The organism is Flavobacterium erciyesense, from assembly GCF_018069925.1.
GTDB lineage: Bacteria > Bacteroidota > Bacteroidia > Flavobacteriales > Flavobacteriaceae > Flavobacterium > Flavobacterium erciyesense.
On record NZ_JAGPXB010000002.1, the window covers coordinates 16,989 to 30,923 of the forward strand.

Genomic DNA, 13,935 nt, shown 5'->3' on the forward strand with positions numbered 1-13,935 from the left:
TTCCTGCAGTCGCTTTTTTATTTTAGATCAAAAATCTTACTTTTCAATTTCGCGCATATTTTCCATTTTCTTATTCGCTAAGAAACCAGTAATATCTTCAAAGTGCTCTACCACACGTTTGTTTCCAAATTCAAACACTTTAGTCGCCAATCCGTCAAGGAAATCACGATCGTGCGACACTAAAATCAAAGTACCATCAAAATCACGCAAGGCATCTTTGATAATGTCTTTGGTTTTCATGTCTAAGTGATTCGAAGGCTCATCCAGAATTAATAAATTCACTGGCTCAAGCAACAATTTAATCATCGCCAAACGCGTTTTCTCACCACCAGAAAGTACTTTTACTTTTTTGGTAACATCATCACCATGAAACATGAACGCACCCAAAATATTTTTAATTTGAGTTCGTACGTCACCTACTGCAATGCCGTCAATTGTTTCAAAGATAGTAGCGTTTTCATCTAATAAAGCCGCTTGGTTTTGAGCAAAATAACCAATTTGTGCGTTGTGCCCAATTTCTACACTACCTGAATCAATACCAATTTCCTTCATGATGGCTTTGATCATGGTCGATTTACCTTCACCGTTTTTACCTACAAAGGCTACTTTTTGACCTCTTTCGATTACCAAATTAGCATCTTTAAAAACCACATGATCGCCATAGGATTTCGACATTTCTTTTACAATCACAGGATATTGTCCCGAACGAGCTGCAGGCGGAAATTTCAAACGTAAGGCAGAAGTATCCACTTCGTCAACCTCTACAAGAACTAATTTTTCTAACATTTTAACTCGCGATTGAACGGCATCTGTCTTCGAGAAAGTACCACGGAATCTATCAATAAAAGCTTGATTATCTGCAATAAAACGTTGTTGCTCATCGTATGCTTTTTGCTGGTGAATACGACGGTCTTTGCGCAACTCTAAGTAATGAGTGTACTTTGCTTTATAATCATAAATACGCCCCATTGTTACTTCAATAGTACGGTTGGTAATATTATCTACAAAAGCTCTATCGTGCGAAATTACCACAACTGCTTTGGCTGAATTAATCAAAAAGTCTTCTAACCATTGAATACTTTCGATATCCATGTGGTTGGTAGGCTCATCTAGTAAAATTAAATCGGGTTTTCTCAAAAGAATTTTAGCCAACTCGATACGCATTCTCCAACCTCCTGAAAACTCAGAAGTTTGACGAGTAAAATCAGTACGCTCAAACCCTAAACCAGTTAGAATTTTTTCTACTTCAGCTTCATAATTTATCTCTTCGATAGCATAAAATTTCTCACTCAAATCAGAAACGCGTTCAATTAACTTCATGTACGCATCACTTTCATAATCCGTTCGAATGGTTAATTGTTCGTTGATTTCGTCAATTTCAGCTTTCATGGCAAAAACTTCCCCAAAAGCTTTTGAAGCTTCTTCAACCACAGTAGCACCATCAGTTGTTAGCAAATGCTGCGGCAAATAAGCCACGACAGCTTCTTTTGGCGCGGAGATATTTCCTGTTGAAGGTTTACTTTGCCCTGCAATAATTTTAAGTAAGGTAGATTTACCTGCGCCATTTTTACCCATAAGGGCGATTTTGTCATTTTCATTAATGGCAAAAGAAACATCACTAAAAAGCGTTGTACCACCAAATTGCACTGAAATATCGTTTACTGTAATCATTATTTGAGTTTAAAGTTTTATGTTCAAAAGTGTAAAGGATTCCATATTTTATGAAACCGTTTTTTGAAGGTGCAAAGATAGATTAAATAAGGAATTGAGCAATTATTAATTTTTTATACCAAAAACTAAAAACCGCTAATTCACGAATTTAAAATTTGCGAATTAGCGGTTTTTTAATGGCTTTTTATTTTTTTAAACAAGAAGCATTTATTCTTTTCTCCACTTTTTAGTTTCCTCAAAAACGTGTTCTAAAATAGCTGCTTCACGCTCGTCAAACTCCATATTACGGCGACTCATTACCAATCGTGCTGTTTCGAAAGCTTTTTTAGTGATATAAGTTGTAAAACCAGACGCTCCACCCCAAGAAAAACTTGGCACAAAATTGCGAGGAAAACCGCTTCCAAAGATATTAGCGCTCACTCCCACTACTGTTCCTGTATTGAACATCGTATTGATACCGCATTTACTGTGATCGCCCATCATCAAACCACAAAATTGCAGTCCAGTTTTAGCAAATCCTTCGGTTTCATAACTCCATAATTTTACCTCTTCGTAGTTGTTTTTAAGATTCGAATTGTTACTATCTGCACCAATATTACACCATTCGCCAAGAACTGAATTTCCCAAAAACCCATCATGACCTTTGTTTGAATACCCGAACAAAACCGAATTATTTACCTCCCCACCCACACGGGAATGCGGACCAACGGTGGTTGCACCATAAATTTTGGTAGCTAATTTTACTTGCGCATGATCGCACAAGGCAAAAGGACCTCTGATCACGGAACCTTCCATAATCTCAGCATCTTTTCCAATATATATAGGTCCCGTAGCAGCATTTAAAGTAACATATTCGAGTTTAGCGCCTTCTTCTATAAAAATGTTTTCAGGTGCAATCACATTTACACTTTTAGGAATAGGTTGTGACGTTCTGTCTTCTGTAAGTAATTCAAAATCAGCACGAATTGCAGCATCATTTTTAGCAAAAATATCCCAAGTATGTTGTACTGTTAAGCAGTCATCATTGTAATCGATAATTTCGTAAGAGTCAAAATCTACTTCTTCTTGCTCGTCATTGGTATAAAAAGCAATTACTTCATCGCCTTTAAAAACAGCTTGATTCGGCTCTAAATTACTCACTATTTCCGCCAAAACCGGATTAGGAAGAAACGAGGCGTTGATCATTACATTCTCTTCTAATTCAACCATTGGAAATTTCTCCGACAGATATTCTTCTGTTAAAGTAGTTGTGGTTGAACCTAGGTAAAGTTCCCATTTTTGACGAATAGTCAAAATTCCGATTAAAATATCAGCAACAGGGCGTGTAAATGTAAAAGGCAAAAGTGCATTTCTGGCAGGTCCGTCAAAAAGTATGTAATTCATGGTGTAGCGTTTCAGATGTTATGAAGGCTCAAAGTTACAAAGTTTTAAATAGCAATAAAAATAAAAGGTCAACGAAGGAATTGTCTGTAAACTGGTAATATTATTTAAACCATTAAGATATTAAGGTAATTTAGCTTTTAAAAAAATAAAAGTATTAAGCACTAATTTATAACGCGAACTTGATATCAAATAAAAAGCCCCGCAAATTGCGAGGCTTTTGTATGATGTAAACAGTTAAAATTATTTAACGTGTTTCGCGTATTTAGTTTTGAACTTGTCAATACGTCCTGCAGTATCGATAAGTTTAGATTTACCTGTGTAAAAAGGGTGAGAAGTTCTAGAGATCTCCATTTTTACAACTGGGTATTCAACACCGTCAACTGTAATTGTTTCTTTTGCATCTGCAGTAGATTTAGTGATAAAAACTTCGTCATTTGACATGTCTTTAAATGCAACTAATCTGTAATTTTCTGGGTGAATTCCTTTTTTCATCTTGTAAATCTTTTTTTATTGATTGGTTAGTCCTTGTTTTGCAGCTTTTTTAAATACAAAAAAGGTATAAACGCCAACTAACTTTTTGTTTAACACTATTATTTTGAGTGTGCAAATTTACAATTAATTTTCAATAAACAAATCTTTGATTCACTTTTTTTACGCAATTCCAAAAAACGTTTTTTAGCGCTGTATGTATTGGGAATTGTTATCTTTGTGGATTAATTTTAAAACTAGCAAAAATGACTAACGAAATTGTTAAAAAGAACGGAATTACATTTGGAGTTGCAATTGGAATTGTTTCTTCATTAATTACTGCACTAATCTATGCTATTGACTTGAATTTGTTTACCGAATGGTGGATAGGAGTACTCAGCATTTTAACATATTTAGTTTTAGGAATTGTTTTGTTGGTTCGAACAAAAAAAGAATTAAATGGCGTTTTTACTTTTAAGCAAGCCTTTACGACTTATTTTATTGCCATCGTAGTTGGAATTTTAATATCTGTCCTATTTAATATCCTGTTATTTAATGTAATTGATCCATCTGCTAAGGAGGCCGTTAATGAATTGATCATTAAATACACGATGAATATGATGCAAAAATTTGGTGCTCCAGCATCAGCAATTAATGAAGCTATTGCTAAAATGAGAGAAAACGATCCGTACTCGCCTATTGAATTATTGAAGGGATCCCTTTTCAGTATTGGTTTTAGCTCACTATTTGGTTTATTATTAGCCGCTATTTTCAAAAGCAAATCTACACAAGAATAAAAATTAATGAATTTATCTATACTAATTCCGCTTTTAAACGAAGAGGAATCCCTGCACGAACTCTACACTTGGATTATCAAAGTGGTTCAATCTCATAATTATTCGTATGAAATCATTTTTTTAGATGATGGAAGTACCGATAATTCTTGGGGATTAATTGAAGGCTTTTCAAAAGAAAACCCTCATGTAAAAGGTGTTCGTTTTATGAAAAACTTTGGAAAATCGCAGGCCTTGCACGCCGGATTTGCAAAAGCACAAGGAGACGTTATTATTACCATGGATGCTGATTTACAAGACAGCCCTGAGGAAATTCCGGGATTATATGACATGATTACCAATGGGAAATACGATTTGGTTTCGGGTTGGAAAAAGAAACGCTATGACTCTGTTGTGGCTAAGAATTTACCTTCGAAACTATTTAATTGGGCGGCTCGAAAAACATCTGGAGTTGAATTAAATGATTTCAATTGCGGCTTGAAAGCGTACAAAAATATTGTTGTTAAGAATATCGAAGTTTCTGGCGAAATGCACCGTTATATCCCGGTATTGGCTAAGAATGCTGGTTTTGGTAAAATTGGTGAAAAAGTAGTACAACATCAAGCCCGAAAATATGGTGAAACCAAATTTGGGATGGAACGTTTTATTAACGGATTCTTAGATTTAATTACCATTTGGTTTTTGTCTCGCTTTGGCAAAAGACCCATGCACCTTTTTGGCGCGATGGGATCTTTGATGTTTATCATAGGGTTTATGCTTGTAGGATATATTGGGTTTTCGAAATTATATTACATGTATAACGACATGCGTTATAGCTTGGTGACCAACAATCCTTGGTTTTATATTGCTTTGACTACGATGGTTTTGGGAACACAATTATTTCTAGCCGGATTTCTTGGTGAAATCATTTTGAGAACAAAAAATAATGAAGAACGTTATAAGATTGCTAGTAGTGTAAACTTGTAGTTTAAAAAAAAACGATATACAGCGGGACAAACCCTAGCCCTGATAGCAGTGGAAATCCTTTTATGTGCCGCGGCGAATAAAAGATTGCAACGAATAGCAGGAAATAGCTCCTAGAAAAAATAAAAAACACATCAAATGGAAATTAAACAAAACATTTTAGATGCGGTCAATGAATGGTTGACACCAACGTTTGATCAAGCCACGCAAGAGGCAATTACAGAATTGATGACCTCATCACCAAAGGATTTAGAGGAAAGTTTCTATAAGAATTTAGAATTTGGAACTGGCGGAATGCGCGGTATCATGGGCGTGGGAAACAACCGAATCAATAAATATACGTTAGGAAAAAGCACGCAAGGATTATCTGATTACTTGAAAACTGCTTTCCCGAACCAACCATTAAAAGCGGTTATTGCTTATGATTGCCGTCATGACAGTGATACGCTGGCAAAAGTTGTTGCTGATGTTTTTTCGGCTAATAGTATTGAAGTGTACTTGTTTTCTGAATTACGCCCAACACCAGAATTATCTTTTGCAGTGAAGCATTTGGGATGCCAATGTGGAATTGTACTTACTGCATCGCACAACCCACCTGAATACAACGGGTATAAAGTGTATTGGCAAGATGGTGGACAAATTGTACCACCAGAAGACAAAGGAATTATTGAGGTAATTGAAAACTTGACTTACAATCAAATCAAATTTACAGCAGATGAAGCTTTGATTCATTACGTAGATACTGAAATTGATGCTGCTTTTATAAAATCAACTATTGAGAATGCTAGTTTTGGTACTTCGGCTGAGGCCAAAAAAGGCTTGAATATTGTATTTACTTCTTTACACGGTACTTCGATAAAACTTGTTCCTGATACCTTAGCGCAAGCGGGTTACACACAAGTACATATTGTAGAGGAGCAACGCGTGCCAAATGGTGATTTCCCAACAGTAAAATCGCCAAATCCTGAAGAGCCTGAAGCTTTGACGATGGCACTTGCTTTGGCAGATAAAACTAATGCCGATATTGTTGTGGGTACTGATCCAGATTGTGACAGATTGGGAGTTGCAGTGCGCAATAACGAGGGTAAAATGGTGTTGTTGAACGGAAATCAAACAATGGTTTTGATGACCGCGTTCTTGCTTGAGCAATGGAAAAAAGCTGGCAAAATTAACGACAAACAATTTATTGGCTCTACGATTGTATCAACTCCTATGATGATGGAACTGGCTACTAATTATGGCATAGAATGCAAAGTTGGTTTGACTGGTTTTAAATGGATTGCCAAAATGATCAAAGACTTCCCAGAACAAGAGTTTATTGGTGGTGGCGAAGAAAGTTTTGGTTACATGGTGGGCGATGCTGTACGCGATAAAGACGCAGTTGCAGCAACACTTTTGGTTTGCGAAATGGCAGCTCAAGCCAAAGCCCTTGGAAGTACTGTGTACCAAGAACTAGTTAAATTATATGTAGACAACGGTTTTTATAAAGAACACTTGGTATCAATTACTAAAAAAGGAATGGAAGGTTTGCAAGAAATCACACAAATGATGATTGACTTACGTGAAAATCCTTTGAAAGAAATCAATGGCGAAAGAGTGATTATGGTGGAAGATTACCAATCAAGTACGGCTAAAAACTTGTTGGATGGCACTGAATCAGCCATGACGATTCCAAAATCGAATGTATTGATTTACTATACCGAAGACGGTTCTAAAATATGTGCTCGCCCAAGTGGTACCGAACCAAAGATTAAATTTTATATCAGTGTAAATACTACACTCGAGGCTATTGAAGATTTTGAGGAAGTAGAAGCAATTCTGGACCAAAAAATCGCCAACATTATTACTGCAATGCAATTGAACTAATGGATCAAAACATAAAAAAATTAATACCCTTTACAAAACCTTATCAATCACATATTGTATGGAATATTGTATACAACATTTTGTATGCTTTGTTTAGTACAATATCTATGTTGACTTTGTTTCCTGTTTTACAGGTGCTTTTTGGAAAAACTGAGAAAGTTTACAAAGAGCCCGTTTACACTGGAATAGGCAACTTGAAAGATTTTGTAACAGAATACATTAACTTTAAAATTTCTTCTTTATCAGATAATGAAAGTACTGAAGTAGTACTATTGTTTGTGGTAGCCATGGTCATCACTACATTTTTCATTAAAAACTTATTCAACTACTTGGCTTCTTATCACATCATGCACTTAAAAAACGGTGTATTGAAGGATTTAAGAAGATCGATGTATGCCAAAATCATTGAATTACCTATCTCCTATTATTCTGAAAAAAGAAAAGGCGATATGATGGCGCGCATGCTAGGTGATGTAAACGAAGTTCAAAACTCTTTTTTCTCCATTTTAGAATTGGTAGTAAAAGAACCTTTGACTATTGTATTTGCATTAGGAATGATGTTTGCCATAAGTACCAAATTGACATTATTTGTGCTTATTTTCATGCCTATTTCGGGTTATATCATTTCTAAATTGGCTAAAAATTTAAGAAGCCAATCCAGAGAAGCACAAAAAGAAAGCGGCTCTTTAATTTCTGTAGTTGAAGAAACTTTAGGCGGTTTAAAAGTCATTAAAAGTTATAATGCTGAACCTTCATTTAAAGGTACCTTTAACGCGTCTGTAACAAGATTATTGAACTTAACCAACAGCATCGGAAGTCGTAACAACTTGGCTACACCATTGAGCGAATTTCTTGGAGTAACGACGATTGCTATTTTACTTTTTTACGGAGGAATTTTAGTTTTGAATGACAAAACGCTTGACGGCGCTTCGTTTATTGTGTATTTAACATTAGCTTTCAATATTTTAACTCCTGCAAAAGCCATTTCAAAAGCAACTTATTCTGTTAAAAACGGATTGGCTGCTGCTGAACGTGTTTTTGAGGTTTTAGATGTAGAAAACGAAATCACTTCAAAAGTAAATGCTGTTCAAAAAGACGCATTTGAATCGGATATCACCATTTCAAACATCAACTTTAAATACGAAGACGAAAAAGTGTTAAAGAACTTTTCGTTGCAAGTAAAAAAAGGACAAACAGTAGCACTCGTAGGACAATCTGGAAGTGGTAAAAGTACTATTGCCAATTTACTAACTCGTTTTTATGATGTAAACGAAGGCACGATTTCAATTGATGGAGTAGATATCAAAGATCTCGATTTGCAATCACTTCGTGGTTTAATGGGATTGGTAACCCAAGACAGTATTTTATTTAATGATACCATCAAAGCAAATATTTCATTGGGAAAACCAAATGCTACCGATGAAGAAATCATTGAAGCCTTGAAAATTGCCAATGCCTTTGAGTTTGTACAAGACTTACCAAAAGGAATTCACACGAACATTGGCGACAGCGGAAATAAATTATCTGGAGGACAAAAACAACGTTTGTCTATCGCTCGTGCGGTTTTGAAAAATCCACCGATCATGATTTTGGATGAAGCAACCTCAGCATTAGATACCGAAAGCGAAAAATTTGTGCAAGTAGCGCTCGAGAACATGATGCAAAACAGAACTTCAATTGTTATTGCGCACAGATTATCCACCATTCAAAAAGCAGATGTCATTGTCGTGATGCAAAAAGGAAAAATTGTCGAGCAAGGAAACCACGAAGAATTGATTGCACTGCAAGGCGTTTACAATAAACTGGTGAGTTTGCAATCGCTTGAGTAATTAAAATTGACAACTCAGCAATGAAGTAAGACATTTCAGTATATATTTTTTAAAGGTTACGTAAGATAGCAATATATTTACGTAACCTTTTTAATTTAAAACAATCTGTTATGCTATTCAAAACTGTTTTAATACTTCACATTCTTTCTGGATTTACAGGTTTACTACTTGGTACCGTTGTTTTAATTCGCAAAAAAGGCGACCGACTTCATAAAAAAATTGGCTTGATTTTTACAATAGCTATGGTCAGCACCGGATTGTGTGCTTTTTACTTATCGTACGTACATCCTAATTTATTTCTATTCATCGTAGGTGTTTTTACAATTTACTTGACCATTTCGGGCTTTAGAATGATACAATTAAAAAAAGCCCATTTGGGTCAGAAACCGCAACTTGGTGATGCGTTGTTAACAATTGCCATGTTAATCTGCTCAGTCATTTTCTATTACATTGGAATTCGTTATATACTAGCTAAACAAGTTTTTGGTATTGTATTTCTATTATTTGGAACTGCTAGTTTACGATTGTGTTATACTGAATACAAAGCCTATACTGGCAAAGTTACTGATGCTTTATACGGTTTAAAAAATCATATTGGCCGCATGACAGGCGCTTATATCGCAGCTTTTACAGCTTTTATCGTGGTCAACAATACTTTTTTACCAGATGTTATAGCTTGGAGTTTACCCGGAATTATAGGCGGTTTTTTTATTTCAAGATCGATTCAAAAATTAAAATCAAGCACAAAAAATATCTAGTTTTGGAAAGAATTTTAACAGCAATACTTTTCTTGAATATTTCATTTTCAAATTATGTTCACATCACAATAATAGATAGATTCAACTAATCTTAGCAAATAGCAAAAAAATAACGTTGAAAAAACAAGTTCTTAAATCATAAGTAAAAAAAATTGGTGAACTTTACACAAAAGCACTTCCTATAAATTGTAGCTATGTACGTTAACAACACCTCTATTAAACTTCCTCAAGATCCGAACACAGTCGTTTGGAAATACCTCGACTTATCTAAATTTCTGGATTTATTGCTTTCGCAAAAGTTATTCATGTCGCGCTCTGATAAGTTTGAGGATCAATACGAAGGCACCTTTAGCGAACCTACTTTTGAGGAAATCAAAAAATTATCTCAAGACAATCCTGATTTTTTAAATTACTACAAAAAGCATCGCGAAAAAGTAGCCATAAGCAGTTGGCATATTAATGAATACGAATCGTTTGCAATGTGGCAAATATTCACGCAAAACACCGAAGGACTTGCCATTCAATCTACTTTGGGTCGTTTGCAAAAGGCGCTGCATTTAGAAAACGACCACAAGCAATTCATTGGTGAAGTAAACTATATCGATTACAAAAAAGAACACATTCCGTTTGATGATTCGTTTTTCCCGTTTTTGTTCAAAAGAAAAAGTTTTCAGTACGAGCGCGAAGTACGTATCATTACTGATATTGGCGAAAGTGAAAACAAATTAAACGAAGGACTTAAAATAAATGTTGAAGTTACTACTCTGATTGAAAAAATATACATTCACCCAAAATCTGAAAACTGGTACAAAAACCTAGTCATTCAATTAGTAAAACAACTAGGTTATGCTATTACCATTGAAAAATCGGATTTAGAAAGTGACATTTTGATTTAAATTAAAAAACTAAACTGGCTCGTAAGCAGTAATCTTCCACTCTTTGGCAGTCAAATCGATATAATAATAATGAACCAAATCATTTTTATCAAATTGACCGTTTTTATTGGTATCCTCAACCGTTCTAAAATACAACCGATTGCGCGAAGCCAGAAGTTTCCAATCTATTAATTCCTCAAAGTCAGGCGAAATTTTAGTAAAACGCTCCCCGCTGATTGTACTTAAATGCAAGGATTTAATGTCGCTAGTTTCTAATTTACCATCTTTATTGGTATCCATATCAACCATAGTGTACACCATGATTTGATTTTTGGTTCTATCAGCAACCGTTTTTAAATACGTTGCTGTTTGTATCAAAACTGGTTTATCCGTTAATTTGGTTATGGAGTCTGAATCGATTTTCTGGAATTTAATATTTTGTAAAAAACCTGTAATTTCATATTCGCCATAATTTGAAATCGTAAAACTCAAATCATTCACACTTGATGAGCCATAACGTGATTTTACGCCGCGATCACGAATACTCAAATCAGCAATAGGATGAATTAAATAATCAGTCCCTTCCATTTGCCAAGGTAAATCAGCTATTTCTATTTGGGTTGAGTCTGCCCTTACAACCGACTTTGCTTTATTAGCTGCATCGTAAGTTACTTTTGGTGTTGCTGCATCCTCTTTACAACTTGCTAAAAATAGCAATGCAATTCCTAAACAGGTGATCTGTATTTTTTTCATGTGCTGATGGTATTAAAACTCAAATGTAATCATTTTTAAAAATAGCAAGTGCATTCAATAGCGGATTTAACGATTAAATAGAATTCATTATTATGTCCATTGTCTCTTATAACTTCGCTGTCAACTTTATGTTAAAAACACGTGTAGTCATATAATTTGGAATCCCGTATTGATTTTTAGAGTACACGTCTCTCACCCAAGTATTTGTGATAGCGTTTTGGTTATTAAAAAGATTAAAAATTTCTAATCCTAGAGCTAATTCTTTACAATCTTTAAATAAGCCTTTTACCTTTCCAGCATTGGTCTCATCTATAAAAACTTTAGAAAAACCAATATCTGCTCTGCGGTAGTCATTCAATCTATTTTGGTACAAATAAGGATCCGCATACGAGGGTGAACCACCAGGTAATCCGGTATTGTACACCAAATTCAAATACAATTTCACACTCGGAATATTGGGCATATAATCTTGAAAAAGCATCGCAAACTTTAAGCGTTGATCTGTTGGCCTTGCAATAAATCCACGGTCATTGCTATTTTCTTCGGTTTTTAGATATCCAAAACTAATCCACGATTCGGTTCCCGGTACAAACTCACCATTCAAACGCACATCTACACCTTGAGCGTAAGCCACTGCATTGTTGTTAGCTGCATATCGAATTCGAACATTATCTATCGTATACGTATTCACATCTGTCAACGATTTATAATACAATTCAGAAACCATTTTAAAAGGTCTATTCCACATGCTAAAACTATAGTCATTAGCTAATACCAAATGAACTGATTGCTGTGCTTTCACATTAGGCTGTACCGCTCCATTTGCAGCTCTTAATTCTCTGTAAAAAGGTGGCTGATGATACAAACCACCCGAAAATCGAAAAACTACATCGGCATCCCAGTTGGGTTTGAGTGCTATTTGCGCTCTCGGACTCACAGTAAATTGTGATTTCCCCTCCGTTGCAGCACCTTGCACCTGCCATTGATGGGCACGCACTCCGGCATTGTACCAAACCGTATGTGCTCCGATATTCGATTTTAAGCTCCATTGTGCATAACCAGAAAAACGATTAATCGAGTTAAAATTTAAAGCACGAACTTCTTGAAAAGGAACCAAAGGTCCAGTATACGAAGTGTACGGTTGATCATTTTTGGGCAAATCAATTCTTGGTGGATTCAGAGAAAAACCAGCTGAATCAATCACTTCCCATTCAACAATACGATCTCGAATAGATTCGCGTGTATATTTTACACCCCATTCAATTTGGCTTTTTTTCCAATCTAAAAAACCTTTAATTTCTGTATTTACGATTAAAGCATCTAAATCATTTCGAGCATGATTCAACTGCGAACCCACACCACGCGAAAAAGTAACCTCACCGAGTGTTTCAGAACCTATATTCGTATCTACTTCGCCTAAGCGATATTGTGCAAAAATATCAAAGTACTCCTGCTCTATCGTATGAAAAACCGATCCAATAAATTTTAAGGTAAAATTGTCCGAAACATTAAAAACTGATTTCATAGCACCAAAATAGGTATCGTATTTGTCTTTTTCTTGCCCTTCGTAAAACACCGTAAGCGCTATCGGATTGTCAATTGTTCCAAAATTGGTCTGACGTGTGAGTGGTTGGTAATTGTATTTATTTTGCGAAATAGTTCCTAAAAAACTCCATTGCCATTTTGCGGAAGCTTGGTAATTGATATTAGTTTGAATATCGGCAAACGAAGGCGTAAAATTGGTTTGCGTTTCTTGACTATTGACCAAAAGACTGTTGTTTCGGTATCGAAGACCTGTTACTGCCGACCATTTTTTATTTTTAGAAACAGCATCAAATGAAAGGCTTCCGCCAAGGAAACTCGCCTCCATACTTGCACCAAATGCCACTGGTTTGCGATACGTTATATCTAAAACAGAAGAAAGTTTGTCTCCAAATTTAGCTTGAAAACCACCCGCCGAAAAATCAATATTTTGTACCAAATCTGAATTAATAAAACTCAATCCTTCTTGCTGTCCTGAGCGAATCAAGAATGGTCGGTAAACTTCGATTTCGTTTACGTACACTAAATTTTCATCGAAATTTCCACCACGAACAGAATATTGCGTACTTAATTCGTTGTTAGAATTCACTCCAGGCAACGATTTTAAAATGTTTTCAACACCTGCATTCGCTCCAGGAATTTTTCGTAACATTTCGGGCTCTAAACTTGTAATTCCCTGCACTGCTTTTCTATTGTTAGCCTTAACTACTACGGCAGTCATTTGCTCCTCACGATCATTCATTACTGGATTAAACTCCCGCTGGTCATTGGCTTCAAGAAAAAAAGTAACAGTAATTTTTTTTAAAGAAACGTGTGTAAAAACCAAAGTCACATTTTGATTGGCAGGAACCTTCAGTTCGTAAAAACCATTGGAATTTGTAGCTGTACTTTTGTCTAAAAAACTGATATTTACATTAGGTACCACTTTTTGGTTGGCATTTAAAACAACACCTCTAATTCGGGCAGTTTGTGCCGCTATTGATGTAGTCAGCAAGACCAAAAACAGGACAATTAGCTGTTTGATTGAGTTCAA

The 13,935-nt window shown here is 35.4% G+C and carries 11 protein-coding genes; 6 read left to right on the forward strand and 5 right to left on the reverse strand.

Going from position 1 to position 13,935, the window contains the following annotated elements; genetic code table 11:
* Window positions 1–36: 36 nt before the first annotated feature.
* The 3 genes from KBJ98_RS03105 to KBJ98_RS03115 form a co-directional block, all read right to left on the reverse strand.
* Window positions 37–1,671: an ABC-F family ATP-binding cassette domain-containing protein gene (locus tag KBJ98_RS03105; RefSeq protein WP_210788230.1), complete on the reverse strand. Its 1,635-nt coding sequence runs from the start codon at window positions 1,669–1,671 to the stop codon at window positions 37–39.
* A 207-nt stretch (window positions 1,672–1,878) separates the two neighbouring features.
* Window positions 1,879–3,054 carry a GlmU family protein gene (locus KBJ98_RS03110; RefSeq protein WP_210788231.1) on the reverse strand — a complete coding sequence of 392 codons (1,176 nt, stop codon included), beginning with the start codon at window positions 3,052–3,054 and terminating at the stop codon, window positions 1,879–1,881.
* Window positions 3,055–3,294: 240 nt separating this feature from the next.
* The gene (locus KBJ98_RS03115; RefSeq protein ID WP_166138340.1) at window positions 3,295–3,546 is read right to left on the reverse strand and encodes a type B 50S ribosomal protein L31; all 252 of its coding nucleotides are present in this window, start codon (window positions 3,544–3,546) and stop codon (window positions 3,295–3,297) included.
* Window positions 3,547–3,788: 242 nt separating this feature from the next.
* Here KBJ98_RS03115 and KBJ98_RS03120 point away from each other — a divergent pair, with 242 nt between their 5' ends.
* From KBJ98_RS03120 to KBJ98_RS03145, 6 genes are all read left to right on the forward strand, one after another.
* Entirely contained in the window at window positions 3,789–4,319 is a 531-nt protein-coding gene (locus KBJ98_RS03120; RefSeq protein ID WP_210788232.1) for a DUF4199 domain-containing protein, read from the forward strand.
* Between the two features lie 6 nt (window positions 4,320–4,325).
* The gene (locus KBJ98_RS03125) at window positions 4,326–5,282 is read left to right on the forward strand and encodes a glycosyltransferase family 2 protein (protein WP_210788233.1); all 957 of its coding nucleotides are present in this window, start codon (window positions 4,326–4,328) and stop codon (window positions 5,280–5,282) included.
* A gap of 135 nt (window positions 5,283–5,417) precedes the next feature.
* Entirely contained in the window at window positions 5,418–7,145 is a 1,728-nt protein-coding gene (locus KBJ98_RS03130; RefSeq protein WP_210788234.1) for a phospho-sugar mutase, read from the forward strand.
* Window positions 7,145–8,974 (forward strand): ABC transporter ATP-binding protein, encoded by a 1,830-nt coding sequence (locus KBJ98_RS03135; protein ID WP_210788235.1) that lies wholly within the window; start codon window positions 7,145–7,147, stop codon window positions 8,972–8,974. The genes KBJ98_RS03130 and KBJ98_RS03135 overlap by 1 nt, the downstream gene beginning before the upstream one ends.
* A 110-nt stretch (window positions 8,975–9,084) precedes the next feature.
* Window positions 9,085–9,732 carry a DUF2306 domain-containing protein gene (locus tag KBJ98_RS03140; protein ID WP_210788236.1) on the forward strand — a complete coding sequence of 216 codons (648 nt, stop codon included), beginning with the start codon at window positions 9,085–9,087 and terminating at the stop codon, window positions 9,730–9,732.
* A gap of 194 nt (window positions 9,733–9,926) precedes the next feature.
* Window positions 9,927–10,628, forward strand: coding sequence for a hypothetical protein (locus tag KBJ98_RS03145; RefSeq protein WP_210788237.1), 702 nt, complete (start codon window positions 9,927–9,929; stop codon window positions 10,626–10,628).
* A gap of 9 nt (window positions 10,629–10,637) precedes the next feature.
* On the opposite strand, the gene KBJ98_RS03150 is transcribed toward KBJ98_RS03145, so the two are convergent.
* Both KBJ98_RS03150 and KBJ98_RS03155 read right to left on the reverse strand, forming a co-directional pair.
* Window positions 10,638–11,360 (reverse strand): hypothetical protein, encoded by a 723-nt coding sequence (locus KBJ98_RS03150; protein WP_210788238.1) that lies wholly within the window; start codon window positions 11,358–11,360, stop codon window positions 10,638–10,640.
* Window positions 11,361–11,466: 106 nt separating this feature from the next.
* On the reverse strand, window positions 11,467–13,935 hold the full coding sequence (locus tag KBJ98_RS03155; protein ID WP_210788239.1) for a TonB-dependent receptor: 2,469 nt from the start codon (window positions 13,933–13,935) through the stop codon (window positions 11,467–11,469).

Excerpts from the sequence above, each read along its gene's own strand:
- KBJ98_RS03105 (WP_210788230.1), bottom strand. The coding sequence starts at position 1,671 with ATGATTACAGTAAACGATATTTCAGTGCAATTTGGTGGTACAACGCTT.
- KBJ98_RS03110 (WP_210788231.1), bottom strand. The coding sequence starts at position 3,054 with ATGAATTACATACTTTTTGACGGACCTGCCAGAAATGCACTTTTGCCT.
- KBJ98_RS03115 (WP_166138340.1), bottom strand. The coding sequence starts at position 3,546 with ATGAAAAAAGGAATTCACCCAGAAAATTACAGATTAGTTGCATTTAAA.
- KBJ98_RS03120 (WP_210788232.1), top strand. The coding sequence starts at position 3,789 with ATGACTAACGAAATTGTTAAAAAGAACGGAATTACATTTGGAGTTGCA.
- KBJ98_RS03125 (WP_210788233.1), top strand. The coding sequence starts at position 4,326 with ATGAATTTATCTATACTAATTCCGCTTTTAAACGAAGAGGAATCCCTG.
- KBJ98_RS03130 (WP_210788234.1), top strand. The coding sequence starts at position 5,418 with ATGGAAATTAAACAAAACATTTTAGATGCGGTCAATGAATGGTTGACA.
- KBJ98_RS03135 (WP_210788235.1), top strand. The coding sequence starts at position 7,145 with ATGGATCAAAACATAAAAAAATTAATACCCTTTACAAAACCTTATCAA.
- KBJ98_RS03140 (WP_210788236.1), top strand. The coding sequence starts at position 9,085 with ATGCTATTCAAAACTGTTTTAATACTTCACATTCTTTCTGGATTTACA.
- KBJ98_RS03145 (WP_210788237.1), top strand. The coding sequence starts at position 9,927 with ATGTACGTTAACAACACCTCTATTAAACTTCCTCAAGATCCGAACACA.
- KBJ98_RS03150 (WP_210788238.1), bottom strand. The coding sequence starts at position 11,360 with ATGAAAAAAATACAGATCACCTGTTTAGGAATTGCATTGCTATTTTTA.